This window comes from Micromonospora sp. NPDC049203 (assembly GCF_043197215.1).
Lineage (GTDB): Bacteria > Actinomycetota > Actinomycetes > Mycobacteriales > Micromonosporaceae > Micromonospora.
Genome location: NZ_JBICSV010000007.1, coordinates 198,072 through 224,674, shown reverse-complemented (window position 1 = coordinate 224,674; position 26,603 = coordinate 198,072). Strand labels below are relative to the sequence as shown.

23 protein-coding genes and 1 tRNA gene are annotated in these 26,603 nt (G+C 70.6%); 17 read left to right on the top strand and 7 right to left on the bottom strand.

Annotated elements, in window-relative coordinates; genetic code table 11:
- The first annotated feature begins 10 nt into the window (after window positions 1–10).
- The 13 genes from ACGFIA_RS20735 to ACGFIA_RS20675 all read left to right on the top strand — a co-directional run bounded on the left by ACGFIA_RS20735 (window position 11) and on the right by ACGFIA_RS20675 (window position 13,133).
- Entirely contained in the window at window positions 11–982 is a 972-nt protein-coding gene (locus ACGFIA_RS20735; protein WP_210868837.1) for an NAD(P)/FAD-dependent oxidoreductase, read from the top strand.
- 58 nt (window positions 983–1,040) lie between these two features.
- Entirely contained in the window at window positions 1,041–2,888 is a 1,848-nt protein-coding gene (locus tag ACGFIA_RS20730) for a glycoside hydrolase family 15 protein (RefSeq protein ID WP_393261432.1), read from the top strand.
- A 201-nt stretch (window positions 2,889–3,089) separates the two neighbouring features.
- On the top strand, window positions 3,090–4,802 hold the full coding sequence (locus ACGFIA_RS20725; RefSeq protein ID WP_393261429.1) for an ABC-F family ATP-binding cassette domain-containing protein: 1,713 nt from the start codon (window positions 3,090–3,092) through the stop codon (window positions 4,800–4,802).
- A 370-nt stretch (window positions 4,803–5,172) separates the two neighbouring features.
- The gene (locus ACGFIA_RS20720) at window positions 5,173–5,703 is read left to right on the top strand and encodes a hypothetical protein (RefSeq protein WP_393261427.1); all 531 of its coding nucleotides are present in this window, start codon (window positions 5,173–5,175) and stop codon (window positions 5,701–5,703) included.
- A gap of 63 nt (window positions 5,704–5,766) precedes the next feature.
- Window positions 5,767–6,225: a hypothetical protein gene (locus tag ACGFIA_RS20715; protein WP_357470436.1), complete on the top strand. Its 459-nt coding sequence runs from the start codon at window positions 5,767–5,769 to the stop codon at window positions 6,223–6,225.
- A 100-nt stretch (window positions 6,226–6,325) separates the two neighbouring features.
- A complete protein-coding gene (locus ACGFIA_RS20710) occupies window positions 6,326–6,532 on the top strand; it encodes a hypothetical protein (RefSeq protein ID WP_357389159.1) in 207 nt (68 codons plus the stop codon).
- A gap of 321 nt (window positions 6,533–6,853) precedes the next feature.
- Entirely contained in the window at window positions 6,854–7,387 is a 534-nt protein-coding gene (locus tag ACGFIA_RS20705; protein WP_357389161.1) for a hypothetical protein, read from the top strand.
- A gap of 75 nt (window positions 7,388–7,462) precedes the next feature.
- A complete protein-coding gene (locus tag ACGFIA_RS20700; RefSeq protein WP_357389163.1) occupies window positions 7,463–7,924 on the top strand; it encodes a hypothetical protein in 462 nt (153 codons plus the stop codon).
- Window positions 7,924–10,764 carry an FtsX-like permease family protein gene (locus ACGFIA_RS20695; protein WP_357470439.1) on the top strand — a complete coding sequence of 947 codons (2,841 nt, stop codon included), beginning with the start codon at window positions 7,924–7,926 and terminating at the stop codon, window positions 10,762–10,764. Before ACGFIA_RS20700 ends, ACGFIA_RS20695 begins: the two co-directional genes overlap by 1 nt.
- 2 nt (window positions 10,765–10,766) lie before the next feature.
- Window positions 10,767–11,474, top strand: coding sequence for an ABC transporter ATP-binding protein (locus ACGFIA_RS20690; protein ID WP_357389167.1), 708 nt, complete (start codon window positions 10,767–10,769; stop codon window positions 11,472–11,474).
- 146 nt (window positions 11,475–11,620) lie between these two features.
- Complete coding sequence (locus ACGFIA_RS20685; RefSeq protein WP_357389169.1) at window positions 11,621–12,055, top strand: hypothetical protein; 435 nt, start codon at window positions 11,621–11,623, stop codon at window positions 12,053–12,055.
- Window positions 12,056–12,521: 466 nt separating this feature from the next.
- Entirely contained in the window at window positions 12,522–12,713 is a 192-nt protein-coding gene (locus ACGFIA_RS20680; RefSeq protein WP_357389173.1) for a hypothetical protein, read from the top strand.
- 66 nt (window positions 12,714–12,779) lie between these two features.
- Entirely contained in the window at window positions 12,780–13,133 is a 354-nt protein-coding gene (locus tag ACGFIA_RS20675; RefSeq protein WP_357389175.1) for a hypothetical protein, read from the top strand.
- A gap of 545 nt (window positions 13,134–13,678) precedes the next feature.
- On the opposite strand, the gene ACGFIA_RS20670 is transcribed toward ACGFIA_RS20675, so the two are convergent.
- The 5 genes from ACGFIA_RS20670 to ACGFIA_RS20650 all read right to left on the bottom strand — a co-directional run bounded on the left by ACGFIA_RS20670 (window position 13,679) and on the right by ACGFIA_RS20650 (window position 18,026).
- Window positions 13,679–13,750: transfer RNA gene (locus ACGFIA_RS20670), tRNA-Val, on the bottom strand.
- 83 nt (window positions 13,751–13,833) lie between these two features.
- Entirely contained in the window at window positions 13,834–14,301 is a 468-nt protein-coding gene (locus ACGFIA_RS20665; RefSeq protein ID WP_128138072.1) for a peroxiredoxin, read from the bottom strand.
- An 81-nt stretch (window positions 14,302–14,382) separates the two neighbouring features.
- On the bottom strand, window positions 14,383–14,817 hold the full coding sequence (locus ACGFIA_RS20660) for a DUF3052 domain-containing protein (RefSeq protein WP_013287823.1): 435 nt from the start codon (window positions 14,815–14,817) through the stop codon (window positions 14,383–14,385).
- 111 nt (window positions 14,818–14,928) lie between these two features.
- Complete coding sequence (locus ACGFIA_RS20655) at window positions 14,929–17,334, bottom strand: transketolase C-terminal domain-containing protein (protein WP_393261592.1); 2,406 nt, start codon at window positions 17,332–17,334, stop codon at window positions 14,929–14,931.
- A 221-nt stretch (window positions 17,335–17,555) separates the two neighbouring features.
- Complete coding sequence (locus ACGFIA_RS20650; RefSeq protein ID WP_357390301.1) at window positions 17,556–18,026, bottom strand: MarR family transcriptional regulator; 471 nt, start codon at window positions 18,024–18,026, stop codon at window positions 17,556–17,558.
- A 185-nt stretch (window positions 18,027–18,211) separates the two neighbouring features.
- Between ACGFIA_RS20650 and ACGFIA_RS20645 the strand changes: the two genes are divergently transcribed.
- Window positions 18,212–19,855, top strand: a complete 1,644-nt coding sequence (locus ACGFIA_RS20645; RefSeq protein ID WP_357470495.1) for an alkaline phosphatase D family protein — start codon at window positions 18,212–18,214, stop codon at window positions 19,853–19,855.
- Between the two features lie 40 nt (window positions 19,856–19,895).
- Here the strand turns inward: ACGFIA_RS20645 and ACGFIA_RS20640 are convergent, their stop codons facing one another.
- On the bottom strand, window positions 19,896–20,300 hold the full coding sequence (locus ACGFIA_RS20640) for a secondary thiamine-phosphate synthase enzyme YjbQ (protein WP_357390305.1): 405 nt from the start codon (window positions 20,298–20,300) through the stop codon (window positions 19,896–19,898).
- Window positions 20,301–20,489: 189 nt separating this feature from the next.
- Between ACGFIA_RS20640 and aceE the strand changes: the two genes are divergently transcribed.
- Window positions 20,490–23,234, top strand: a complete 2,745-nt coding sequence (gene aceE / locus ACGFIA_RS20635; RefSeq protein ID WP_357390307.1) for a pyruvate dehydrogenase (acetyl-transferring), homodimeric type — start codon at window positions 20,490–20,492, stop codon at window positions 23,232–23,234.
- A gap of 132 nt (window positions 23,235–23,366) precedes the next feature.
- Here aceE and ACGFIA_RS20630 read toward each other — a convergent pair whose 3' ends face one another.
- Entirely contained in the window at window positions 23,367–23,813 is a 447-nt protein-coding gene (locus ACGFIA_RS20630; RefSeq protein WP_357390309.1) for an SRPBCC family protein, read from the bottom strand.
- Window positions 23,814–24,010: 197 nt separating this feature from the next.
- Between ACGFIA_RS20630 and ACGFIA_RS20625 the strand changes: the two genes are divergently transcribed.
- Together ACGFIA_RS20625 and ACGFIA_RS20620 are read left to right on the top strand one after the other, a co-directional pair.
- Window positions 24,011–25,324, top strand: coding sequence for a GH1 family beta-glucosidase (locus ACGFIA_RS20625; protein ID WP_357390311.1), 1,314 nt, complete (start codon window positions 24,011–24,013; stop codon window positions 25,322–25,324).
- Window positions 25,321–26,598: an MFS transporter gene (locus ACGFIA_RS20620; RefSeq protein WP_357470500.1), complete on the top strand. Its 1,278-nt coding sequence runs from the start codon at window positions 25,321–25,323 to the stop codon at window positions 26,596–26,598. The genes ACGFIA_RS20625 and ACGFIA_RS20620 overlap by 4 nt, the downstream gene beginning before the upstream one ends.
- Window positions 26,599–26,603 lie beyond the last annotated feature (5 nt).

The following is a 26,603-nucleotide window of genomic DNA, read 5'->3' as shown; positions in this document are numbered from 1 at the left end:
GGTGGTCACGATGACCGAGAACTACGAGGTACTGGTGATCGGCGGCGGCGCGGCCGGGCTGAGCGGCGCGCTGATGCTGGCCCGGGCACGCCGGTCGGTGCTCGTGGTGGACGGCGGCGAACCGCGCAACGCGCCCGCCGACGGCGTGCACGCGCTGCTGGGCCACGACGGCGTACCGCCGGCCGAACTGCTGGCGCGCGGCCGGGACGAGGTCCGCGGCTACGGCGGGCACCTGGCCGAGGGCCGGGTCGAGGCGGTACGCCGCGACGGCGACGGTTTCGAGGTGACGCTCGCCGACGGCCGGCGGGTACGCGCCGGTCATGTGCTCGTCGCCACCGGCCTGGTCGACGAGCTGCCCGAGGTGCCGGGCCTGCGCGAGCGCTGGGGCCGGGACCTGGTGCACTGCCCGTACTGCCACGGCTGGGAGGTGCGGGACCGGCCGATCGGGGTGATCGGCAGCGGCCCGATGTCGGTGCACCAGACGCTGCTGTTCCGGCAGTGGAGCGACGACGTGGTCTACCTGCGGCACACCGCGCCGCCGCTGACCGACGAGCAGGCCGAGCAGCTCGCCGCCCGCGGCGTGCCGGTGGTCGAGGGCGAGGTCGCGGCCGTCGAGACGGCCGGGGACCGGGTGACCGGGGTACGCCTGCGCGACGGCCGCACCGTCGACCGGGAGGTGCTGACCGTCGCGCCCCGGATGGTCGCGCGCACCGGGTTCCTGGCCGGACTGGGACTGCGCCCGCAACCGCACCCCAGCGGGATGGGCGAGTACCTGCCGGCCGACGAGTCGGGGCGTACCGAGGTGCCCGGGGTGTGGGTCGCGGGCAACGTGACCGACCTGTCGGCGCAGGTCGGGGCCGCTGCCGCGGCTGGTGCCCGGACCGCAGCGATGATCAACGCGGAACTGGTGAACGAGGAGACCCGCCGGGCGGTCGAGGCGCGGCGTGACGCGCGAGGGTGGGTGACCACGAATCCCCTCTAACCTGACAATTCTTCCCCTAGGTTGAGTCGGAGAGGGCAGTCGGAACCTGGGGGGCGACGTGAAGAGCTATCCGGCGATCGAGGATCACGGGCTCATCGGCGACCTCCAGACCGCAGCGCTGGTGACCTGTGACGGGACGATCGACTGGTTCTGCGCGCCGCGCTTCGACTCGCCCAGCGTCTTCTGCGCGTTGCTGGACAAGGACAAGGGCGGCTTCTTCCAGATCGCCCCGCACGACGTCCGGTACGTCACGAAGCAGCTCTACCTCCCCGGCACGCCAATCCTGATCACCCGGTTCATCAGCGCGGACGGCGTCGCCGAGGTGATGGACTTCATGCCGGTGACCGGCGAGCGGGTCACCGACTCGCACCGCATCGTGCGCATGGTCAACATGGTGCGCGGCAGCATGCGGTTCCGGGTGGAGTGCCGGCCGCGCTTCGACTTCGCCCGGGAGAGCCATGAGCTGGAGCGACACCGCAACGGCTACCTGTTCCGGAGCCGGTCGGCGACGCTCGCGTTCAACCCGATCGATCCGGTGCGGCAGCTCTGGGCCAAGACCGGCGAGATCCGCATGGAGGACGGCGACCTGATCGCCTACGGCACGTTGCAGGAGGGCGACACCGGCGGGGTGGTCCTGGAGACCGGCATCGACGAGCCCAGGATCATCCCGCCGGAAGAGGTCCAGGGCATGTTCGAGTGGACCCGGGACTACTGGCGGCGCTGGGTCGAGCGCTCCCGCTACACCGGGCGCTGGCGGGAGATGGTCGAGCGCTCGGCCATCACGCTCAAGCTCATGACGTACGCGCCGACCGGCGCGATGATCGCCGCGCCGACCGCCGCGCTGCCCGAGCTGGTCGGCGGCTCCCGCAACTGGGACTACCGCTACACCTGGGTACGCGACACCTCGTTCTCCGTGCACGCGCTGCTCGGCCTCGGGTTCACCGAGGAGGTCAGCCGGTACATGGACTGGCTGGACGAACGCATCCGCGAGGCCGGCGACCACCAGGACCCACTGAAGATCATGTACCGGGTGGACGGGTCCTCGGACCTGCACGAGGAGGTGCTCGACCACCTGGAGGGCTACCGCGGCTCCCGTCCGGTGCGGATCGGCAACGGCGCCGCCGACCAGCTCCAGCTCGACATCCACGGCGAGGCGCTCTACGCCATGCACCTCGCCGACGAGCAGGGCATCCGGGTGTCGCACCAGGTGTGGAAGAGCACCGTGCGGCTGATCGACTGGCTCTGCCACAACTGGGACAAGCGCGACGCCGGGATCTGGGAGAGCCGGCACCATCCGCGCAACTACACGTTCGGCCGGGTGATGTCCTGGGTCGCGCTGGACCGGGCCATCCGGCTGGCCAGCCGCACCGGCCGGCCCGGGGACATGAGCTGCTGGATCGAGCAGCGCAACCGGATCTACAACCAGGTCATGGCCCGCGGTTTCCACCGGGAACGCGGCAGCTTCGTGCAGGCGTACGACGAGAACGTGCTCGACGCGGCCCTGCTCTACATGCCGGCGGTCGGCTTCGTCACGCCCAGCGACCCGCTGTGGATGTCCACCCTGGAGTCGATCGAACGGGACCTGGTCTCGGACAGCCTGGTCCACCGCTACGACCCGGTCCACTCCCCCGACGGGCTGCCCGGCCACGAGGGCACCTTCAACATGTGCACGTTCTGGTACGTCGAGGCGCTGGCCCGTTCCGGCCGGCTCGACGACGCCCGGCTCACGCTGGAGAAGATGCTCACCTTCAGCAACCACCTCGGCCTCTACGCCGAGGAGATCGCCTCCACCGGTGAGCAGATCGGCAACTACCCGCAGGCGTTCAGCCACCTCGCGCTGATCAACTCGGCGCTGGCGGTGAACGACCTGCTCGACGCCGAGGCCTCCGCCCGCCTCCGCCGGTAACTCCGGTGATCTCCGGCCCGGAGCCGGGTACTGTTTGCCGCATGAGGTTCTTCGCCGCTGTCATGAAGCCCTGGTCCCTCCGCTGACGGCGGCAGGGTGACCGGCTTCTTCTGACGTACCAGCTCTGCTCCGCCGTCCCGGCGTTCCCGCCGGGCGGTGTCCTCGCGCTGCCCGGCTCCACGACGAGCCGAAGAGCGGACTGTGCACAACCTCGACAACATTCCTTCCTTCCCATCCACCTCGGGCGGTTCGCTGCCCGCCGGGCACCGGGCGCACGTGCGGGCCGACGGCGTCAGCGTCGTACTCGGCGGCCGGGTCGTGCTGTCCGACGTCAGCGTGACCGTCTCCGCCGGTTCCCGCCTGGCGGTCGTCGGCGAGAACGGCCGCGGCAAGACCACGCTGCTGCACGTGCTGGCCGGCCTCATCGCTCCCGACCAGGGCGTGGTGGAACGGCTGGGCACGATCGGCGTCGCCCGGCAGAACCTGGAGTCGCGCCACGGCGAGACCGTGGGCACGCTCGTCCGGGAGGCGATCCGGGAGTCCGAACGCGCGCTGCGGACGTTCGACGCGGCCGCGATCGCGCTCACCGAGGGCCGGGCGGGCGCGGACGACGCGTACGCCGCCGCCCTGGACGCGGCGACCCGGCTGGACGCCTGGGACGCGCAGCGGCGCGTCGACGTGGCGCTGGCCGGCCTCGACGCCTGCCCGGACCGGGACCGGGAGCTGGCCACGCTGTCCGTCGGCCAGCGCTACCGGGTCCGGCTGGCATGCCTGCTGGGAGCGCGGGTCGACCTGCTGATGCTGGACGAGCCGACCAACCACCTCGACGCGGACAGCCTGGCCTTCCTCACCGCCCGGCTACGCGACCACCCGGGCGGCGTCGTGCTGGTGACCCACGACCGCGCCCTGCTGCGGGACGTCGCCACGGAGTTCCTGGACCTCGACCCCAGCGCGGACGGGCGCCCGCGCCGCTACGCCGGGGACTACGCCGCCTGGCAGGACGGGCGCCGCCGCGACTTCGCGCACTGGGTACGCGACCACGAGGCGCAGCAGGCCGAGCACCAGCGGCTGGCCGACGGGGTACGGGAGGCGCAGGACCGCCTCAGCACCGGCTGGCGGCCGGAGAAGGGACACGGCAAGCACCAGCGCCAGTCCCGCGCGCCCGGACTGGTCCAGGCGCTGCGCCGCCGGCAGGAGGCGCTCGACGCGCACCGCGTCACCGTGCCGGAGCCACCGCAGCCGCTGCGCTGGCCATCGCTGGACACCCGTCCCGGACTGCCGATCCTGCGCTGCCACGACGTGACGGTGGCCGGGCGCCTGCGTACCCCGGTCACGCTCACGCTCGACGGCGGGGACCGCCTGCTGGTGACCGGACCCAACGGCGCCGGCAAGTCCACGCTGCTCTCCGTGCTGGCCGGCGACCTCACGCCGTCGACCGGGGAGGTCCGGCACCTGTCCGGGGCGCGCGTCGCGTACCTCGGTCAGGAGGTGCCCGACTGGCCACCGGCGCTGCTCGCGCACGACCTGTACGAGCAGCACGTGGGCCGGTTGCGCTCCACCGGGCGTCTCTGCGCCGGCACGACCCTGCCGCTGGGCGCGACGAACCTGCTCGACGCCGAGGCCCGGCGTACCCCCGTCGGCCGAATGTCGCACGGACAGCAACGGCGGTTGAACCTGGCACTGCGCCTGGCCGAACGTCCCGACCTGCTGATCCTCGACGAACCCACGAACCACCTGTCCGCGCCGCTCGTCGACGACCTCACCGCCGCCCTGCTGACGACCAGGGCCGCGGTGGTCGTCGCCACCCACGACCGGCAGATGCTCCACGACCTCGCGGCCTGGCCCACGCTGCCGCTCACCGCCGGCAACGCCGGGCCATCCGGTCACACAGGGTCATGCCTGCCGGAAGATTGATGCCGTCGAGCCGATATGACTGAGAGGAATATTTATGCCTCTCAGTCATATCGCTCGTGCGGACCGGCTTCCCGGGTCCACCCGACGAAGCGGCGGTGCGGTGCGCCGGCCGGCGACCACGAGGTAGGCGCCGAGGTAGAGGGCCAGCGACACCGGCGCGCCGGCGTACTCGGCGCGCCGCTCCCGCCTCCGCATCCACAGTGACGTCCAGGTGCACCATCACCTCGACCAGTGGACATGAACAGTGCTCGCGTCGACTACTCTCCAGCGGAATGCGGCACGGCGGGGTGTCCGCACCCAGGCGAGGCGCACATCGTGCTCGCGACGACAACAGGAGAGCGCTGTGACAGTCCGCGCCACGGGCCGGCCGTTGACCCGACTGGAAGCCGCCCAGGCGCAGGCAGAGCACGTGCTCGGTGCCCGGAAGGCCAAGCGGATCGCGATGTTCGGCAACGGCACGCTGTATGTCAAGGCCGGCACGATGGCGCAGGTCATGTCCTGGCTCATCGACTTCGTGGTGTGCCTGTTCGCTGTCGCGGTAGGTGTCGTCGCCCTGTCCGTGGTGGACCGCGCCGTGCCCCTCTCCGGCGGTGCCCTCGCCGGGGCGGTGCTCGCGTTGTTCGTACTGGTGCCGGTTCTCTACGGCCTCTGCTACGGCAACGGCCGCGCGCTCGGCGCGGTCCTCACCGGCACACAGCTCGTGCGGGTCGAGGACGGCAGCCGGATCGGCGTCAAGGCGTGCTGGGCCATGCTGGTCCGGACGCTGTTCATGCCGGTGCTGTCCGTCGTGCTGGTGGTGAGCGCGTTCAGCACCGGTTCCGCGGATGCGCCCGGTTCGCTCGCGCGGACCAGCATCGACCCGGACGCCACCCGGCGCCTCCACGCCGCGGGCATCCACTGACCCCGCGCTACACCTCATCGCGACGGTCGACGCTGTTCTCGTCCGTCGCCTAGCCTCTCGGGCGTGGAGCACCTGCGCGACCTCGCCATCCGGCTGGCGATGGACGAACCGGTCGGCGAAGCCCTGCCGATGGCGGCTGCTCACGCTCTGACCCGAGGCATCGACTCGCCGGGTCTGCGTGAGCTTGCCGGCCTGTCGAAGGGCCAGTCGCGGGAGGCCGTCGATCTGTTCCGGCAGGCGATGGACGAACTCGGCTCGCCGGTGCCGGACGAGCGCGGCGCTCGGCTGCACCTCATGCGTCAGGCAGCGGCGAGCATCGTTGCGGGAGAGGGTGACGCCCAGGACCTGGCGCACGAGATCTACTGCCAGGCGGCCACATCCCGGTTGCCGGAGCTGCGACCCGTGGCCGATCGCTTTTTCGAGCTGTACGTCGGATGGGGCGCGGCCTTCGACCAGACGGAGGAGGCGACCGCGGCCGCGAAGGCGGCGGCCCAGTCGTTCCTGCACGACCATCCAGCCTGAGCGGCTCCCGAGAGCGAGCCAAACAGCGGTGATCGCGAGGGAGCGGGCCCTTGACCGGCTGCGGACACTGGGGGCAGGCATATGACACCGGGAGGTCGACATGCGCTGGGTGATCCTCGTACTCGTCATCGCGGCCGCCGTGTTCGTCGCCGGCCTGTTGCGTCGTCGTCGGCAGACACGCGTGGACGGCCGCCGGGTACGCGACCTCCGGGCATCCGCCGAGGCCCGCCGCCGGCTCGACGACCACCGGAATCGTTCGGACGGCAGCAACACCGGGAGCGGCGGCGTGGGCGGCTGGAGCTCCTGACCTCGACCGGAACTTCCAGCGCCAGGGCAAGAAGACATCCGTCGGAGCTACCGGTGGTCCTTCCAGGTCGTCCACCAGATCCATCCGGCCTGCGGTGACGTGCTCGGTGATCGTCGAAGGGGCCCTGGTGACGGACGCGGCGTCCCGCGACGGGACAACCGCCGTGAATTGATTCTGTTACTGTTTCGCCAGGGAAAAGAGGAGCTTCTATAGCCCTTAGTGCGGCTGCGGTGCGCCAACACCGCAGCCGCTGTGTTCCCACGTCAAACCCTCGGAGGTCCCGTGAGTACACAGTCCATCCTACCCGTAACGAGAAGGACAGTGCAGGCCGGGCTCATGGCCGCTGCTCTCGTCGCCGTCGTTGCCGCCCCGGCAGCACCGGCCTCGGCGACGGAGGCCGGGCCCACGGCCTGCGTCGCCGACTCCTACTACTACAACATCTCGAGCTTGGGTAACGATCACGTGCGCGTCGGTCCCGAGCTCTATGTCCGGAACCAGAATCCGACACCCACAAGCGCCTCCTTCACCTCGGAGGTAACCGGCTCGGTCTCCGTTACCGCGAGCTACTCGACTACCATTTCGGGTGGCATCAGCCTTGCGGTGATCAATGCGGACGCCGCAACCACCCTGGGCATCGCCGCTACCTACACCCTGACGGCAAAGGCCGGAATTACCGCCGGTCCGATGACCGTCCCGGCGAACAAGATCCAATGGGCCACCTACGGCGTGAACGTGCGGAAGACCAAGGGAACTTTCGGTCGCGAATACACCAACTGCACGGGTGCGACGACCTCGATCACCCTTGCCAAGCATCCCACCGGTGTCGGCTGGAAGTTGTGGCAGACCTCGATCTGAGCTCGTAGGGTCCAGGCGTCCATTGGGACGCCTGGACCCGAGCGGTTTCGATACACCGGCCGAAAGGGCGTTCACATGTCCAAGCGAACCTTGTCGACTTCGCTCGTCGTCGGCGCGCTGTGCGCCGTGGCGCTTGGCGGATGCACCTCGGCGGGCACCAGGTCGACGGAGACCGCCACGACAACGGGCAGCGCTCCGACGCCGGACACCTCCCGTCGACCCACGCCCCGGCCGGAGCCCATTGTCGGGACCCCGCCCGCCGGAGACGGTCCGACACTTCTGGTCGTCGCGGCCACCACCGGATCACGCACGGTGGGCAAGGCCAGCGTCGCGGTGGGCGATCTGTGGCTGACCGGTCGGTGCGACCACGGCACGTTGAAGCTGCATATTGAGCCGCTGGCTGTCCTGCCAGTGCCGTGTGACGACTTGGCGGGCGCGCCTTTCGCCAATCAAATCGTCATCGACACACCCGCCACGTACCGCATCCGGGTCGAAGCCCCATCCGGCCTCACATGGAACCTGCGGGTGGAACAGTAGTGCTGAAGCTCGCTATCCAGCAGGGCATCGCTCGACCCTACCGCCTGGTCACCACGATGGCGGCTGTCGTCATCGTCATGAGCGGATTCCTCGTCCTGGCTGGAACGTCGGAAAGTCGTCGACTGGCAATCGATCAATTCGTCAGCGCCAACTCCCGAGGAGCGTACGACCTGCTGGTCCGTCCCGCAGGTTCGCGCAGTCGTTCCGAGGTCGAGTCCGGTCTGGTCCGTCCGGGATATCTCATCGGACATGACGGCGGCATCACCCTCGCGCAGTGGAAGGCGGTCAGCTCGATCGCTGGAGTGGACGCCGCCGCTCCAGCAGGGGTGCTCGGGTACATCGGGGTGAACCTGGAGGTACCGATCGCCCTGTCGTCGATCATCGACCGCACCCGCGAGCAGCAAGTGGTCCGGGTTCGACCGTCGACGCTCGCGGATGCCGGCCTCACCAGGGTTGATGATTCCGAGCCCCGCTTCGCGTACGTCACTACCCGCCCCGTGGCGGTTCCCCGTCACATCGTGACAGACGACGGACGCGAGGGCTTCACCACGCCCGACAACCGTCTCCTCTCGCAGGAAGACCTTCTGGACCTCGGCTGCGCGCACGTTCAGGTGCCGTACGTCTATCTTGAGAAGACCGACGCGGGCGATTGGGTTCCCATCTGCGGCACGCAGTTCCTGGCGCCGCAGCCCGGGGTCGACCGAGGCAGTCCGCAGCTGAACATGTCCACGTTTTCGGTCTTCCAAGCTCTGCCGGACGGCCGATACAAGGATTTCACCGGCGTCAACGAACTGCCCGATCCAGTCACGGGCGCTCCCACTGCCCCGGCAGTCGTCACGGATCCGCAGCTCGTCATGACGACTCCGCTGTGGCTGCCGATCGGTGTGATCGATCCGGCCGCCGAAGCCGATCTGGTCGACCTCCCCGCCTCGGTGCGACGCGGACGCTACCTGGCCGGTGGCGTGGGAGAGTCCACGGCGGACTCCGAGCTGATCGTTCAAGCACTCGTCGCCGAACGGCTTCCGCTCGATGAGCGGCTCTTGGTCGAGACCGCGCTGGTGGATGCGGGTGATCTGGTCAAGCGCCCTCCTCGCGAGTTGTTGTCGGAGCTGACCTCGGCTCGCAGTATCCGGAAGGTGACTTCCTCGCACGACCTGGCGGACGTCTACCATTCCCAGGTCTCGCCGGGCAGTGAGGTTCGGCTGGATCGCGGTCTCAAGATCGGCCCGGCCAGCGTCTCGACCGCCCCGGACGGCCGGCAGCAAGGCATACCCGTTTCCGCTGATCCTCCGGCCGCATGGAGCACGGCAGTGTCCGACCATGGCGAACGGGCAACCGGGCGCCGGGCGCTGCAACCGTTGTTGAGCGGGGACGTCGTTTTCCGGTCCGTGGTCGGCCCTGCCTTCCTCGACCCGCAGGACGTCAGGCGTCCCGCGCGCGTTCGTACGGTGGGCACGTTCGAGCCGAACTCAATCCGACAGTTCTCCGAGTTCGCTGCTGTGCCACTCGAGCTGTACGACGCTGGGCTTCCCGCGCTGGCCGACGGTCGGCAGGTCCACCTCGGTCCGAACTCCAACCCGACGAGCTATCTGGCGCTGCCACCGTCGGCCCTGATCTCCGTCGAGAACGCGGTGCGGCTGACAGGACGCGACGACGTCGTGGGGGCACTGCGGGTACGAGTGTCGGACGTCGACGGTGTCGACGGACGCTCCCGCGAGCGGGTCACGCAGGTGGCGGAACAAATCGCGGCTATTCCAGGCCTCGAGGTCGACGTGACCCTCGGTTCCTCGCCTGAGGTGCGGTCGGTCAACCTGCCATCCGGCCAGTTCGGACGGCCACCCGTGCTCCTTGATGAGATGTGGCCCCGAAAGGGCGCCGCCCTGACCGTCGTACGCGCTACTGACGAAAAGACGGTGACACTGTTCGGCCTGGTGACCGTGATGTGCTTCGGGCTCCTCGCCGGCAATATGGTGGCCAACCTGCGAGGTCGCCGCCGGGAGTTGGCCGTCCTCAGCGTCCTCGGCTGGCGTCGGCGTCGGGTCGTGGGCCTCCTGGTCGTCGAGGCGACGATACTCGCTTTTCTGGGGGGCCTCGTCACGCTTGCTCTTGGCGGGGTACTGGTTGCGATCACCGCACTTCACGTGCCTTTGGTCGCGTCGCTTGCCGCACTCGCGATCGTGACTGTGATGACCGCTCTCATCGCGCTCGTTCCGGCGCTCCGCGCGGCCCGTCGTTACCCTTCGCTGGCCCCAGATGTCCGGGCAGTGTCCGTACGCCGGACCCGAGGCCGACCGACGCCAGCAGGCCTCGCCTGGACCAACGCCCTGAGCTCGCCGGGTCGCACCCTTACCGCGGCGACGGCGGTGGCCTTGACGGTGATCGCAGGATCGGCACTGTTGGCGATCAGGAACGATTACGCGGGAACAATCACCGGAAGTCTGCTCGGCAACGAGGTGCAGGCCCGGGTTTCGGGCGCTGACGCAGCCCTGATGGCGATGCTCCTGGCGACGAGCCTGATGACGGTCGCCAATGTCATCTACGTTGGTCTTCGGGAGCGAGCCATGGAGATCAACACCCTGCGAGCAGTGGGCTGGACCGAAAGTTCGATCCGACAGCTCGCGGGCGTCGAAGGGGCGATCATCGGTGGAGCCGGTGCTCTCCTGGGCGCTGTGGGTGCCGTCATCGCCGTGGGATGGCCGCTCGGCGGCGTGTCAGGGGCGACGATCGGCACGGTCGTTGTCTTGGCGGCAGTTGCCGTGGCCTTGACCAGCGCCTGTGGGGCGGTAGCAGCCGCCGCGACGCCGGCACTCTCCGCTGCCACGATGTGTGATGAGGGGTGAGCATGGGATCGGAGGTCTTGCAACCCGACCGGACCGTGTTGTTGACGAACGTCTCCAAGTACTTCGTGTCGGGCGACGTGCATACCACCGCACTGGACAATGTCTCCCTGCGCGTTGATGGTGGCACGTCCCTCGCCGTGACAGGTGCGAGCGGTTCCGGGAAATCGACGCTCCTGCACCTGATCGGAGGTATCGAGAAGGCCAGCGCCGGCACGATTCAGGTGGGTACCCGGCAACTGGCCGCGCTCCGCGCATCAGAGTTGGTGCGGCACCGGCGTTCCGTCGGTTTCGTGTTTCAGCGCTTTAATCTGCTCCCGGCACTCACTGCCGCCGAGAACGTCATGGTCCCGCTGTACGGCACCGGCCTGAAGGCCGCACGTCGCCGGAGCCTCGCATTCGAGGCGCTCGAACAGGTGGGGCTATGTGAACGCGCGGGCGCCCTCCCATCGCAACTGTCTGGGGGCCAGCAGCAACGCGTCGCCATCGCCCGTGCGATCGTCACAGACCCGAGCGTCATTCTGGCGGATGAGCCCACCGGCAATCTCGACAGCGCCAGCGGGGCCATGATTCTGGAACTTCTGACACGCACGTGTCATGAACGTCAGGTAACCCTCCTCATCGTGACGCACGACCATGAGATCGCACGGTCCTGCGCGCAGGTGATCCGCATGGCGGACGGGGCGGTACTGACCGCTCCCTCTCCTGACTGATCACCGGCGCAGGCATCCTGCCGGGGTCAAACGCGGCGCAGGTCCGCCGACGCGGCGTCAAGCGGTTGCTGCGGCGAGCCGGCCAGAAGCGCCGGCTGTTGCCACCGCTGGAGGCAACCTGAGCAGGTGCATGATCCAATGTCGCGGTGGAACTCACCAAGCAGTTCAGTGAGCGGGAATTCGCTGCGGCGCTGGAGTCATGGGCATGGCTGGATCTCGACGGGAAGGCCGCGCGGTTCACCTCGCTGTTTGGTGATGTGTTCCTTGAGTCTGCCGACGGCGCGTGGTGGTTCCTCGACACCTTCGAAGGGCAGCTCATACGGGGGTGGGGCTCCCGTGCCGACCTGACTGCCGAGCTGGACACCGAGGATGGCCAGGACCGGTATCTTCTGGCCCCCCTCGCCATGGGCGCATACCAGCGGCGCGGGCTCCACCTGGACGCCAGTCAGATCTACGCCTACGCGCCACCGCCGATCGTCACGGGAAGCTTCGACGTCGATCGGATTGAGGTGTTCGGCTTCGTCGCAGTGGTCAACACCACCGGTCAGCTCCACAGACAGCTACGGAACGAGCCCACCTAGGAGCTGAGGGCCGGCCGGTAGTGCCCACCACGACCGACATCCTGTCGCCGCTGGCTTGCTGGATTCTGTTGCACATCACCTCGCGGAGCTGCGTCGACATCAACTGTCGGATCGCATCGCCGGCGGCCGTTCCGGATTGAACGTGCGTTCGATGGAACAGGGCCAGACGCCTTGTGCTGGCGAACGGCGGCTCAGCCTCTCAGCCGGTGACAAGCGAGGCGCCCTCTTCTAGGTAGGCGGTACGGGCCCGCATGCTTGCTCGTAGAGCTTCGATCCGATCTTCTGGAGGCAGAACGCCTGTTCGGCACGACCTGGCCGCTCGAAGCCACCGCGTACGCCGACGACCAGGACGCCGAACACCGGCCGGGCAACGCCCGGCAGTGACGGCTCGGCTCACAGGTGCGGTCGATGCCGGTAGCGGTTATTGAAAGGCGTCGCCGGACCTTCGGACCCTAGAGTGACGCTCATGTCGGGCCGCCGGGAACGCATGCGCCGGGAGCTGGGCGGCTTCCTCAAGGAGTACGGCCGCAGCTCTCGGTCTCGCAACGGGATGAATCCGAACGACCGTCACTACAGCCGCAAGTTGGAGACCCAGATCAAGCGGATGCGTCCCGAGGATCTGGACCGCCTGATGCGAGACGATGACGAGGACCAGTAGCACCGGGCCGTCCGCCGGGGAGGTAGCGTGCCTTCGCTGTTCTCCTCGCCGGCCCGAAGGACGCTCATGGACGACCGCATCGACCCGATCGAGATCATCGCTCGGGTGTCAGAACAGCAGGGCAAGCACCGCGCCTTCGAGGTGTGGCTCTACAGAGCCGACAAGGAGGGTTGGTCGGTGACTGTGGAGTCGACCTCGCTGGATCAACCGGGCGACGAGTGCGGTGTCGTGAACGTGGAGGGTCTGAGGTACCGGATCCGCCACACCAAGAGAGTCCGGCGAGAAGTCATCATTGTCCCTCCGGGCCGGCACTTGATCACTGCGCCCCTGAACCCGGCACGGGCCGAGGCGGACGGCCTCCGGCAGACATGGCAGTTCCACCACGCCGCGTGGGCCGAACCGATCGTCGAGGACGACTGACGCAGCCCTCAGGCACCGCCGCTGTACGGCGCTGCCGTCGCCGCCCGCTGCCCGAGGAACTCGCAAAAAGCAAGCAGAGGTTCAAGATTGCCTGCCAGTGGTCTTCATCGCTGACGAGGCTGCGCTCCGCGGCACCGTCACCGAAGGTCTCCTCCAGCACCGGAGACCAGAAGGCGAGGCTGCTGCCAGGCCGGCTCGTCCGGGCCGGCGGTCAACCTGCCCGGCGGTCAACGCCCCTGTCGTTCTGCGGCGGCCCCTTGGGCTTCCCGCTTCCGCGCCAGCCGCCGGGCGTGTTGCGTGGCCGGAGTCGGAGCGTCAGCGGAGCGACGGGCGCGCGCCCAGGCGGCGGCGCGTGCGGCCCGTTCAGGGCCGCCTGGAAGACGTACAGAAACTTTGCACATCGCCGGCAGCCGGCTTGTCCGGTCTCGGAACCTGCCTGACACATCGGTATCAGAACCTGGGTGACACTCCGCCGAGTGTTGGTGGAGATGAGCGTGATGGAACAGCGGTATCGGGCCGTCCAGGACGCTGCTGGTGGTGAAGGGTGGGCGCGGCAGGTTTCGAACCTGCGACCCCTCGCTTGTAAGGCGAGTGCTCTCCCACTGAGCTACGCGCCCGGAACGCCCGTACGGCGGGCCGGAGCGGCCAGCTTACCTGCCCGCCTCCGGCCCCGCGCAACGACGTGCCTGGGGTGTGGGACTCAGGCGGCGACGGCCTCGGCCAGCGCCTTGCGCCAGCCCTGCTGGTCGCGCGCCTCGCCGGGCATGTTCATCTCGGCGAACCGGACGACGCCGGCCTTGTCGATGACGAAGGTGCCCCGGTTGGCGATGCCCGCGACGTCGTTGAAGACGCCGTACGCCTGCGCGACCGCGCCGTGCGGCCAGAAGTCGGCCAGCAGCGGGAACTGGTAGCCCTCGCGGTCGGCCCAGATCTTGTGGGCGTAAACGGAGTCGACGCTGACGGTCAGCACCTGGACGTCGTCGTTCACGTACTCGTTGAGGTTGTCCCGCACCTCGCACAGCTCACCCTGGCAGATGCCGGTGAAGGCGAGCGGGTAGAAGACCAGCAGCACGGTCTTGCGACCGCGGAAGTCGGAGAGCCGGACCTCCTGGTTGTTCTGGTCCTTGAGCAGGAAGTCGGGCGCCTCGGCGCCAACCTCGATGGGCATGCGTGCTCCCTCGGGATCGGGTCTGGAAATGATCAGCCTGCCACACCCGGCGACCGTGGTCGCCGGGTGTGCGGCGCGTCCCTACTTCTTGCTCTTCGACCCGCGCCGCATGACGAGGCGGGCGCCGCTCCAGTCGCGGCCGGCGTTGATGGTGGAGGTCTGCTGCAACCCGGCGGTCTGCGCGCTCTCGGCGACCTCGCTCGGCTCGACGTGTCCGTCGCGGCCGGCCTTCGGGGTGAGGAGCCACACCACGCCGTTGTCCGCGAGCGGCCCGAGGGCGTCGACGAGGAGCTCGAACAGGTCACCGTCGCCGTCTCGGTGCCAGACCAGAACCGCGTCGACAACCTCGTCGGTGTCCTCGTCGACGAGTTCCCCACAGCGGTCGGTCAGGGCGTCCCGGAGATCGGTGTCTACGTCGTCGTCGTAGCCCATCTCCATGACGACCATGCCCGGCTCGATACCGAACCGGTCCGCCAGGCTGCGTACCCCGTCGGCCTGGCCAGCGGTCGCGCTCACTGTCGAGTGCCTCCTCATCTCATCCCTGCTCGTGGCGTCGGGTGACACCGTCGGGCTCAGTCCACACAGTTGCGGCTCGCCGCGCAAGTGGCGCACCGGGTGGAACGGAATTTACCGTGCCAGCAGCGTACGGGCACCCTCGGTGATGGCTTCCGCTGAGACCAGAACCTGACGGGCGGCCGGACCTAATGGTACAAACGAGTCAAGTCCGGCCACGCGCCGCGCGGCACCGACGTACCCGGTGTCGACCAGCGCGGACAGCACACCCTCGCCCACTCCGCCGGACCGCCGCGTCTCGTCCACCACCAGCACCCGGCCGGTCGCCGAGGCCTCCCGGATGATGTCGGCCACCGGCAGCGGGGCCAGCCAGCGCAGGTCCACCACCCGGCTGCCCACGCCCTCCTCGGCCAGCGTGGCGGCGGCACGCAGCGACATCCGCACACCGTTACCGAAGGTGATGATGGTGAGGTCCTCGGCGGAGCCGACCCCGTAGACGCGGGCCCGCCCGATCGGCACGTGGCGGTCCCCCCAGGCGCCCGGTTCGGCGTACTCGGCGGTCCACTCCTCGTCACCGTCCGTGTGCAGGTCACGGACGTGGTAGAGCGCGACCGGCTCCACGAAGACGCAGACGCTGCCGTCCACCCGGGCCGCCGCCAGGCAGGTACGCAGCATCGGCGCGGCGTCGTCCGGCCGGGCCGGCACGGCCACCACGAGCCCCGGTACGTCGCGCAGCGCCCCCAGCGAGTTGTCGGTGCGGTCGTGCTCGCCGAGCCCGTCCGGGGCCGCCAGGCCGGCCACCCGCACCACCATCGGGTTGCGGAACGCGCCCCGGGACAGGAAGCGCATGGTGGCCGCCTCGCCGCGGAGCTGGTCCTCGGCGCCGTGCAGCGACGCGAGGTGGCGGATCTCGGGCACCGGCAGCAGCCCGGCCAGGCCGGCGCCCAGCCCGAGCCCGAGGATCGAGGTCTCGTCGGGCAGCGTGTCGAACACCCGCGCCGCCCCGAACCGGTCCCGCAGTCCCCCGGTCACCCCGTGCGTCCCGCCCCGGGAGGCCACCTCGTGGCCGAACACCGCCATCCCGGGATGGTCGAGCATCCCGTCGGCGAGCGCGGCGGTGATGCTCTGCGCCAGCGTCAGCCGGCCGGTCAGCTCCGGCGGCTTGCCGCCGAACGCCTCGGCCCGCGCTCCGGCACCCGGCCCGGCCGCCCGTGCACCCGCCTCGGCGACCTCCCGGGACACCCGGACCGGCCGGCGCGGCGCGAGCTCCCGCACGATCTCGACCGGCGACGCGAGCTTCGGCTCGTCCAGCACCTCCTCGGCGACACGGCGCAGTTGCCAGCCCCGCTCGTCGTACCGGGCCAGCAGTTCCTCGCCACTGGCGTACCCGGAGGTCACCAGCAGCCGCGCGGTGGCCAGCAGCGGGTCGCGGTCCGCGTCCCCGTCATCCGGCTCCATCAGCCGGACGGCGCTCAGGTGCAGCACGGCGGGACGGCGCTGCTCGCGTACCCAGTCCGCCGCCTCGGCCGCGACCCGGTAGGTCGCGGCCACGTCCGTGCCGTCGGCGGCGAAGTACCGGATGCCGGGCCGGGACCGCAACGCGGTGGCCACCCAGCCCTCGGTGGAGGCGCCGGCGTCGGCGCAGACGAACAGCACCGGGATGCGCAGGCCGGTGTGGTCGTACCAGCCGGTCGTGTTGAGCGCGGCGGTGACCGTGGCCCGGTTGATCGCGCCGTCGTCGAAGGAGCAGACCGCCACCGAGTCGGCCGGCCAGGACGCCGCCTCCGCCGCGCCGTCGGCAGGTCGCGCGCCGCGGCGCAGCCGCTCCAGCGCCAGCCCCAGGCCGACGGCGCGCGGCAGGTGCGAACCGGCGGCCGAGGTGGTCGGCACGACCGCCAGGTCCGCGCGGCCGAACACCTTCGCCCGCCCGCCGGCGGCCGGCTCCTCGGCGGAGGCGACGATGCCGCGCAGCACGTCGCGCGCCGCCGCCGCGAACGCGTCGTCGGGCGCGGGCTGCGGCAGATCGGGTACGCCGACAGTCGCGTCCCCGTCCGCGTCCACGACCACCCCGGCCCCCACCGGAAGGCTCTCCGCCTCCCGCTCATCCGGGTCGACGTCGAGATCCTGGTACGAAACGGCCCCCAGGGGGGCACCTTCGCTCCGAGATCTTCCTGGTTCCCGGGGAGCGGAACGGTCGTCTCGGACAGCAGGAGCGGGGTGGGGATCGGCGTCGGAGTCGGTCGCGGGCGGCAGGTCCGGCGGGGTGGGGGTGGCGGGGATCGGCTCGCCGGGTGAGGTGCCCGGGGCGGTGCCCGACGCGGGCGGCGGGGTGGCGGGGAAGGCACCGGCGGCCTGGGCGGCGCGCAGGCAGTAGAACGCGCCGGAGCGGGCGTGCAGCAGCGCGGGGTCGGTCGGCCGCAGCGCGGCGGCCACCGCGGCGTCGCCCTCGTGCCCGGCCGACTCGATCGTGAAGTACCCCTCACCGAAGCCGGACAGCCACCGCCCGGCCAGGTCGAGCAGCCGGCTGGTCGACTGCGCGTCGAACAGCGCCAGCGCCTGCGACCCGGTCAGCGGCCCGCCGTCGGGCAGCGGTTCACCCAGGTCGCGCCGCTGGTCGGGCGCACCGAGCGCGGCCAGTGCGGCTCGGAGCCGGTCGTCGAGATCTTGCGGGGTGCTCACGCGGACAGCATTACCGACTCCGGCCCGCCGCGCCCAGTCGGACACGTTCCGCCCGGCGTGGCTCAGACCTCGCCGCAGTCCTCCGGGCAGCCGCCGTCGGAGACCTTGAAGACCAGGTCACGCAGCGCGGCCAGCTCGGCGGTGCTCAGGCCGTCGAGCAGCCGGGGGTCGGACATGACCTGACCGACCCGCTCACGGACCTCCCGGCCGCGCCGGGTGACCACCAGCGCCTTCTGCCGCCGGTCGGCCGGGTCGGTACGGCGTTCCACGAGCCCGGCCCGCTCCAGCTTGTCGGCCAGGCCGGTGACGTTGGACCTGTCGCAGCCGAGCTGCTCGGCGAGGTCGCGGGCGGGCAGCGGGTGGTCCGGGTCGAGTTCGTGCAGCGCGCGGGCGGCGGCCGGGGTCAGTCCCAGCGCGGCGATCCCCTCGTCCTGGTGGTGCCGCATCGCGGCGGCGACGTGCAGGATCCGGCGCACCGTCTCCCCGGCCAGTTCGGCCCGGTCGCGGACGGTGGGAACGGTGGAATGCGCCATCCGTTCATGTTATGGGCGAGTCGATCTTCAATCAGCCGAACGGTGAGGCACCTCATGCAACCGATTGCCGATCATGAGGCGCTGTTCGGCGGAAATTCCCGCCCGGTCGTCCGCCCTTCACCTGGCGGCCATCGACGTCCGTGAGGCTTCCCGGAGTCGACGAACCGGACTCCGGGGAGGAAAACGTGGCTCTGTCCCGACGTACCATTTTGCTCAGCGGCGCGGCGCTCGGCGCCGCCGGCGCGGCAGCCGGCCTGCCGCTCGCGGCCGCCGCGTCGCCGGGCCCGCTGCGACGCGACCCGTTCACGCTCGGCGTGGCCTCCGGCGACCCGGACCACGACGGCTTCGTCCTCTGGACCCGGCTGGCGCCGGAGCCGCTGGCCGAGGACGGCCTGGGCGGGATGCCGTCGCGGGTCGTGCCGGTGGCCTGGGAGGTGGCCGCCGACGAGCGCTTCCGGCACGTGGTGCGCCGCGGCGTGGCCCTGGCGCGGCCGGAGTCGGCGCACAGCGTGCACGTCGAACTGGGCGGCCTGCTGCCCGGACGGGAGTACTTCTACCGGTTCCGCGCCGAGCGCTGGCTGTCCCCGGCCGGGCGGACCCGCACCGCCCCGGCGCCGTGGCTGATGCCGTCCGCCCTGGCGATGGGCTTCGCCTCCTGCTCGCAGTACGAGCACGGCTACTTCACCGCGTACCGGCGCCTCGCCGAGACCGAGCCGGAACTGATCCTGCACCTCGGCGACTACCAGTACGAGTACGCGCCGGACACGTACAACGTGCCCGGCGGCAACCCGCGCGACCACGAGGGGCCGGAGACCCGCACGCTGGCCAACTACCGGCAGCGGCACGCCCAGTACAAGACCGACACCGACCTGCAGGCGGCGCACGCTGTCGCGCCCTGGGTGGTGGTCTTCGACGACCACGAGGTGGAAAACAACTGGGCCGACGAGGTGCCCGAGGCGCCCGACCCGGACTTCCTCGCCCGGCGGGCGGCGGCCTTCCAGGCGTACTACGAGAACATGCCGCTGCGCCGCACCTCGATCCCGCGCGGCATCGACATGCGGCTCTACCGGCGGGTGCGCTGGGGCCGGCTGGCCACCTTCCACATGCTCGACACCCGGCAGTACCGGGACGACCAGGCGTGCGGCGACGGCTACAAGAGCTGCGACGCGGCGTCCGACCCGGCCCGCTCGATCACCGGCGCCGCCCAGGAGGCGTGGCTGCTGGACGGCTTCCGCCGCTCCGAGGCGCGCTGGGACCTGCTCGGCCAGCAGGTCTTCTTCGCCCAGCGGGACAACAACTCGGGCCCGCTGACGGTGACGAGCATGGACGCCTGGGACGGGTACGTCGCCTCCCGGGACCGGATCACCAGGGGCTGGCTGGCGGCCGGGGTGCGCAACCCGGTGGTGCTCACCGGCGACGTGCACGCGCACTGGGCCAGCGACCTGAAGCTGGACTACGCCGACCCGACCTCGCGGACGGTCGGCAGCGAGCTGGTCTGCTCGTCGATCACCTCGACCGGTGACGGCGCGGACTCGCCCACCGGCTCGCACCCGTGGCTGGCGTTCAACCCGCACCTGCGCTTCCAGAACAACCTGCGGGGATACGTCCGGACCACGATCACCCCGACCGAGCTGACAGCGGACTTCGACGTGCTGCCGTACGTGAGCCGGCCGGACGCGCCCGCGTACACCCGGGCCCGGTTCGTGATCGAGGACCGGGTGCCCGGGTTGAACCTGACGTACGACCGCCCGCCGGCCGCGGCACGCACCGCCGCCCCCGGCGTCGACCAGGGCCGGCAGACGGTGGAGACGGAGACGGTCCGCCCGTGACGGCGCGGCCGGGCCGGGCGCGTCGCGCCCGGCCCGGCCGTCAGCCGGCCAGGAACGAGAAGCGCACCTGACGGTCGGGGTTGTCGCCGTTGGTGTCGACCAGGCAGATCGACTGCCAGGTGCCGAGCTGGAGGCGCCCGCCGAGCACCGGCAGCGTCGCGTACGGCGGCACGAACGCCGGCAGCACGTGGTCGCGGCCGTGCCCGGGCGAGCCGTGCCGGTGCCGCCACCTGTCGTCGGTGGGGAGCAGGTCGTCGAGCGCCCGCAGCAGGTCGTCGTCGGACCCGGCGCCGGTCTCGATGATCGCCAGCCCGGCGGTGGCGTGCGGGACGAAGACGTGCAGCAGGCCGTCGCCGGCCCCGGACACGAACCGCTCGGCCTCGCTCGTGATGTCCCGGACGGCCGGCCGGGAGCCGGTCCGGACGGTGATCACCTCACTGCGCATAGGGCGCATTCTGCCGCAGCGTCCGACTCCGCGCCGCGCCCGCCGATAGCGCATCCCGTGATCGCGCAAAGTTACCGACGGGTACCTGTGTTCAGCGTCGCGTCTGGGGGTGGGAGAGGTGACGGCACGCGCCACCAGGGGGCAGGATGGCGCTAGAGACCTATCCCACACGAAACCGAGGGAACGCCTGTGGCTACGGAACGCAAGCGCCCGGTGATCACCGCTGGTCTGCCGAGCCAGCTTCCGGACATCGACCCTGAAGAGACCAGCGAATGGGTCGAGTCACTCGACGGTGTCATCGACGAGCGCGGGACAAAGCGAGCCCGGTACGTCATGCTGCGCCTGCTGGAGCGGGCCCGCGAGCGGCAGGTCGGGGTGCCGTCACTGACCACCACCGACTACATCAACACGATCCCGCCGGAGCGCGAACCGTGGTTCCCGGGTGACGAGCACGTCGAGCGGCGGCTGCGGGCGTACATCAGGTGGAACGCCGCGATGCTGGTGCACCGGGCGCAGCGCCCGGAGATCGGCGTCGGCGGCCACATCTCCACGTTCGCCAGCTCGGCGTCCCTCTACGAGGTGGGCTTCAACCACTTCTTCCGGGGCAAGAACCACCCCGGCGGCGGTGACCAGATCTTCTACCAGGGTCACGCCTCCCCCGGCATGTACGCGCGGGCGTTCCTGGAGGGCCGGCTCAGCGAGAACCAGCTCGACGGGTTCCGGCAGGAGCTGTCGCACCCCGGCGGCGGGCTGCCGTCGTACCCGCACCCGCGCCTGATGCCGGACTTCTGGGAGTTCCCCACCGTCTCCATGGGCCTCGGGCCGCTGAACGCGATCTACCAGGCGCGGTTCAACCGCTACCTGCAGCACCGCGGCATCAAGGACACCTCCCAGCAGCACGTCTGGGCGTTCCTCGGCGACGGCGAGATGGACGAGGTCGAGTCGCTCGGCGCGATCGGCGTGGCCGCCCGCGAGGAGCTGGACAACCTCACCTTCGTGATCAACTGCAACCTCCAGCGCCTGGACGGACCGGTCCGCGGCAACGGCAAGGTCATGCAGGAGCTGGAGGCGTTCTTCCGGGGCGCCGGCTGGAACGTCATCAAGGTCGTCTGGGGCCGGGAGTGGGACCCGCTGCTCGCCGCGGACACCGACGGCGCGCTGGTCAACCTGATGAACACCACGCCCGACGGTGACTACCAGACCTACAAGGCGGAGTCCGGGGCGTACGTGCGGGAGCACTTCTTCGGCCGCGACCCGCGGACCCGCAAGATGGTCGAGCACCTGTCCGACGACGAGATCTGGAACCTCAAGCGGGGTGGCCACGACTACCGCAAGCTCTACGCGGCCTACAAGGCGGCGATGGAGCACACCGGCCAGCCGACGGTGATCCTCGCCAAGACGATCAAGGGCTGGACGCTCGGCTCGCACTTCGAGGGCCGCAACGCCACGCACCAGATGAAGAAGCTGACGCTGGAGGACCTGAAGCTCTTCCGCGACCGCCTCTACCTGGACATCCCGGACAAGTCTCTGGAGGAGAACCCGTACCTCCCGCCGTACTACACCCCGGGCGAGAAGTCGGACGAGATCACCTACCTGAAGGACCGGCGTCAGCAGCTCGGCGGCTACCTGCCCACGCGCAGCACCGCGCGCAAGACGCTGGCCATCCCGGGCAGCGAGCGGTTCGCCGACGTCAAGCGCGGGTCGGGCAAGCAGAAGGTGGCCACCACGATGGCCTTCGTCCGCCTGCTCAAGGACATCATGAAGGACAAGGAGTTCGGCAAGCGCTGGGTGCCGATCATCCCGGACGAGGCCCGTACCTTCGGCATGGACTCGCTCTTCCCGACCCAGAAGATCTACTCGCCGCACGGCCAGCGCTACACCGCCGTGGACCGGGACCTGTTCCTGTCCTACAAGGAGTCGACCACCGGCCAGATCCTGCACGAGGGGATCAACGAGGCCGGGTCGGTGGCCTCGTTCACCGCCGCCGGCACGGCGTACGCCACGCACGGCGAGCCGATGATCCCGCTGTACATCTTCTATTCGATGTTCGGCTTCCAGCGCACCGGCGACGGGTTCTGGGCGGCGGCGGACCAGATGGCGCGGGGCTTCGTGCTCGGCGCGACCGCCGGCCGGACCACGCTCAACGGTGAGGGCCTCCAGCACGAGGACGGCCACTCGCTGCTGCTCGCCGCCACCAACCCGGCGGTGGTCTCCTACGACGCGGCGTTCGCCTTCGAGCTGGCGCACATCGTGGAGAACGGCCTGCACCGGATGTACGGCGAGGCGCAGGAGAACATCTTCTACTACCTCACCATCTACAACGAGCCGATCTTCCAGCCGGCCGAGCCGGAGGGCGTGGACGTCGAGGGCATCGTCAAGGGCATCCACCGCTACTCCCCCGCGCCGCAGGTCGGCGACGACGCGCCGAAGGCGAACATCCTCGCCTCCGGCACCGGCATGCAGTGGGCGCTCAAGGCCCAGCAGCTGCTCGCCGAGGACTGGGGCGTGTCCGCCGACGTGTGGTCGGTGACGTCCTGGACCGAGCTGCGCCGCGACGCGGTCCAGTGCGAGGAGCACAACCTGCTCAACCCGGGCGAGGAGCCGCGCGTGCCGTACATCGCGCGGAAGCTGGCCGACGCCGACGGGCCGAAGGTCGCGGTCAGCGACTGGATGCGCGCGGTACCGGACCTGATCGCCCGCTGGGTACCCGGGGACTACACCTCGCTCGGCACCGACGGCTTCGGCATGTCGGACACCCGGCACGCGCTGCGCCGCCACTTCCACGTGGACGCCGAGTCGGTGGCGGTGGCAACGCTGCGCCAGCTCGCGCTGCGCGGCGTGGTGCCGGCGCACGTGCCGGCCGACGCCGCCCGCAAGTACGCGCTGGACGACGTCAACGCCGCACCCGTCGGCGAGACCGGCGGCGACAGCTAAGTACCCGTCACACGAGAAGGGCCCGGCGCCAGGTGCGCCGGGCCCTTCTCGTCCCCCGATGCGACGACGGCCCGGCGTCCCTGGCGGGAACGCCGGGCCGTCACAACGCGGGCGACGCCGGGACGGGCTCGGTCAGCCGACGGCGGCCAGGTCGGTCAGCCGGGCCAGCGAGTCCTCCAGGTCGGCGCCGACCCGGCGCAGGCCGAGCCGGAGCAGGGCCGCCTTGACGGGTCCGGCCGGCCACCGCACCACGATCAGGCGTACGACGCTGCCGCCGTCCTCCTCGTCCGGGGTCAGCTGGACGTAGATCTCGGTGCGTGCCTCGGCCCGGGCGCCGGCGCCCTTCGCGCGTTCACGCCAGCCGATCAGCGTCGGCTCCTGGAAGGCGATCACCTCGGCCTCGTGCGCGGCGCCGCGTCCGGCCTGGACCAGCTGCCGCCGCCCGAATCCCTCCCCGGACAGGACCTCGGCCGCGCGGACCCCGGCCAGCCAGGCCGGCAACTGCTCGGCGCGCTGCACGACGTCCCAGACCACTTCCACCGGCGCCGCCACGTGTGCGCTGCGTTCCACGAGGATCATGAGTACTTTCCCCCACTTAAATCACATCCGCGATATTCGGCACTCTATGTGTAAATCGGACTTAAGCGGACGGGTTCGGAAAAGACACGCCGAACTCCCTTGCGCCACCCAGTCATCTCGGCCTATGGCGCAGCGGTCCGCGGAGCCCTAGAGTCGCGAGCACGCCTCACGTCCTGGAGGGTGACTTGACGACCGCGATGCCCGAGTTCCCTGCCGGCTTCCGCTGGGGGGTCTCCACGTCCGCGTACCAGATCGAGGGTGCGACCACTGCCGACGGTCGCGGTCCGTCCATCTGGGACACCTTCGCCCACGAGCCGGGCCGGGTCGCCGACGCCAGCACCGGCGACCGGGCGTGCGACCACTTCCACAGGTACGCCGAGGACACCGCGCTGCTGGCCGGGCTGGGGGTGTCCGCGTACCGGTTCTCGCTCGCCTGGCCCCGGATCCAGCCGGCCGGCTCGGGCGCGGCAAACGCCGCCGGGCTGGACTTCTACGACCGGCTGGTGGACGGCCTGCTCGCCGCCGGGGTGGACCCGGTCGCCACGCTGTTCCACTGGGACCTGCCGCAGCCGCTGGAGGACGCCGGTGGCTGGCTGAACCGGGACACCGCCTCCCGCTTCGCCGAGTACGCCGACCTGGCCGCGGCCCGCCTCGGTGACCGGGTGAAGCTCTGGATCACGCTCAACGAGCCGTTCATCCACATGAGCATGGGCTACGGCATGGGCGTGCACGCTCCCGGCCGGATGCTGCTGTTCGACGCCTTCCCGGTGGCCCACCACCAGCTCCTCGGGCACGGTCTCGCGGTCGCCGCGCTGCGCGCCCGCACCACGTCACCGGTGGCGATCGCCAACAACTACTCCCCGGTGCGGGTCGCCGGCGACACCGACGCGGACCGGGCCGCCGCGGCGGCGTACGACGCGCTGCACAACCTCCTGTTCACCGATCCGCTGCTCGGGCGCGGCTACCCGGACGCGCCGGGCATGGACCCGACGATGATCCGCGACGGCGACCTGGACGTCATCGCCGCCCCGATCGACGTGCTCGGGGTCAACTACTACAACCCGACGGGCATCCGGGCGCCCGAGGCGGACTCGCCGCTGCCGTTCGACATCGTGCCGCTGGAGGGCTACCCGCGCACCGCGTTCGACTGGCCGGTGGCCCCGGACGGCCTGCGGGACCTGCTCCTCCAGCTGCACGAGCGGTACGGCGACGCGCTGCCGCCGGTCCAGGTCACCGAGAGCGGCTGCGCGTACGACGACGCGCCGGACGCCGACGGCCTGGTGCACGACCCGGAGCGGATCGCGTACCTGGACGGGCACATCCGCGCGGTACGCGAGGCGATGGCCGAGGGCGTGCCGGTGACCGGGTACTTCGTCTGGTCGCTGCTGGACAACTGGGAGTGGGCAGAGGGCTTCACCAAGCGGTTCGGCCTGGTGCACGTCGACTTCGACACGCAGCGGCGGACGCCGAAGTCGTCGTACACCTGGTTGCGGGACCTGGTCCGGCGATGACCACAGTGAACCCGACGCCGGCCTCGCTGCCGGCGGCGCTCGCGGAGCCGACAGTGCCGGTGCGGCGCGGCTGGATCGCGCTGATCTTCGCGGCCAACCTGGGCGTCTGGATGGCGTTCTTCACCCCGATCCAGGTGCTGCTGCCGCAGCAGGTGGAACGGATCGCCCCGGCCGACAAGGAGACCATGCTGGCGGTGGTCACCGGCATCGGCGCGCTCGCCGCGGTGCTGGCGAACCCGCTGGCCGGGGCGCTGTCCGACCGCACCTCGCTGCGGCTGGCCAACCGGCACTTCGGCCGCCGGCACGTCTGGACCGCGCTCGGCGCTGTCATCGGCGCGCTCGCCCTGGTGCTGCTGGCCCGGCAGAACACCATCGCCGGGGTGGCGGTGGCCTGGGTCGCCGCGCAGGTCTGCTTCAACGCGATGCTGGCGAGCCTGACCGCGGCGATCCCGGACCGGGTGCCGGTGGCGCAGCGCGGCGGCGTGTCCGGCTGGGTCGGCATCCCGCAGGCGCTGGGCCTGGTGCTCGGCGCGGTGCTGGTGACCGCGGTGGTCACCGGCAACGCGGCCGGGTACGCGGCGATCGCGCTCGCCGTGCTGCTGCTCTCGCTGCCGTTCGCGCTGCTGACCCAGGACGACCACCTGCCCCGGGAGCACCGCTCGCCGCTGCGGCTGCGGTCGCTGTTCGCCTCGATGTGGATCAGCCCGCGCCGCCACCCCGACTTCGCCTGGGCCTGGTTCACCCGGTTCCTGGTGCAGACCGGCAACGCGCTGGGCACGCTCTACCTGCTCTACTTCCTCACCGACGGGGTGCGGGTGGCCGACCCCGAGGGCTCACTGCTGGTGCTGATCCTGCTCTACACGGTCGGGATGATGCTGACCGCCGTGGTCGCCGGGCGCATGTCCGACCGCTCCGGCCGGCGCAAGGTCTTCGTGATCACCTCCGGGCTGATCATGGCGGTGGCGGCGGTGCTGCTGGCGGTGGCGCCGACCTGGTCGATGACGGTCGTGGCGGCGCTGCTGCTCGGCGCGGGCTATGGCGTCTACCTGTCGGTGGACGCCGCGTTGATCACCCAGGTGCTGCCCACCGCCACCGACCGGGCCAAGGACCTCGGCGTGATCAACATCGCCAACTCGGCGCCGCAGGTGCTCGGGCCGGCGCTGTCCGCGCCGATCGTGGTGCACCTCGGCGGCTACCCGACGCTGTACGCGGTCACCGCGGCGGTCACCCTGCTCGGCAGCGCCCTGGTCGTGAAGATCAAGTCGGTGCCCTGACCCGG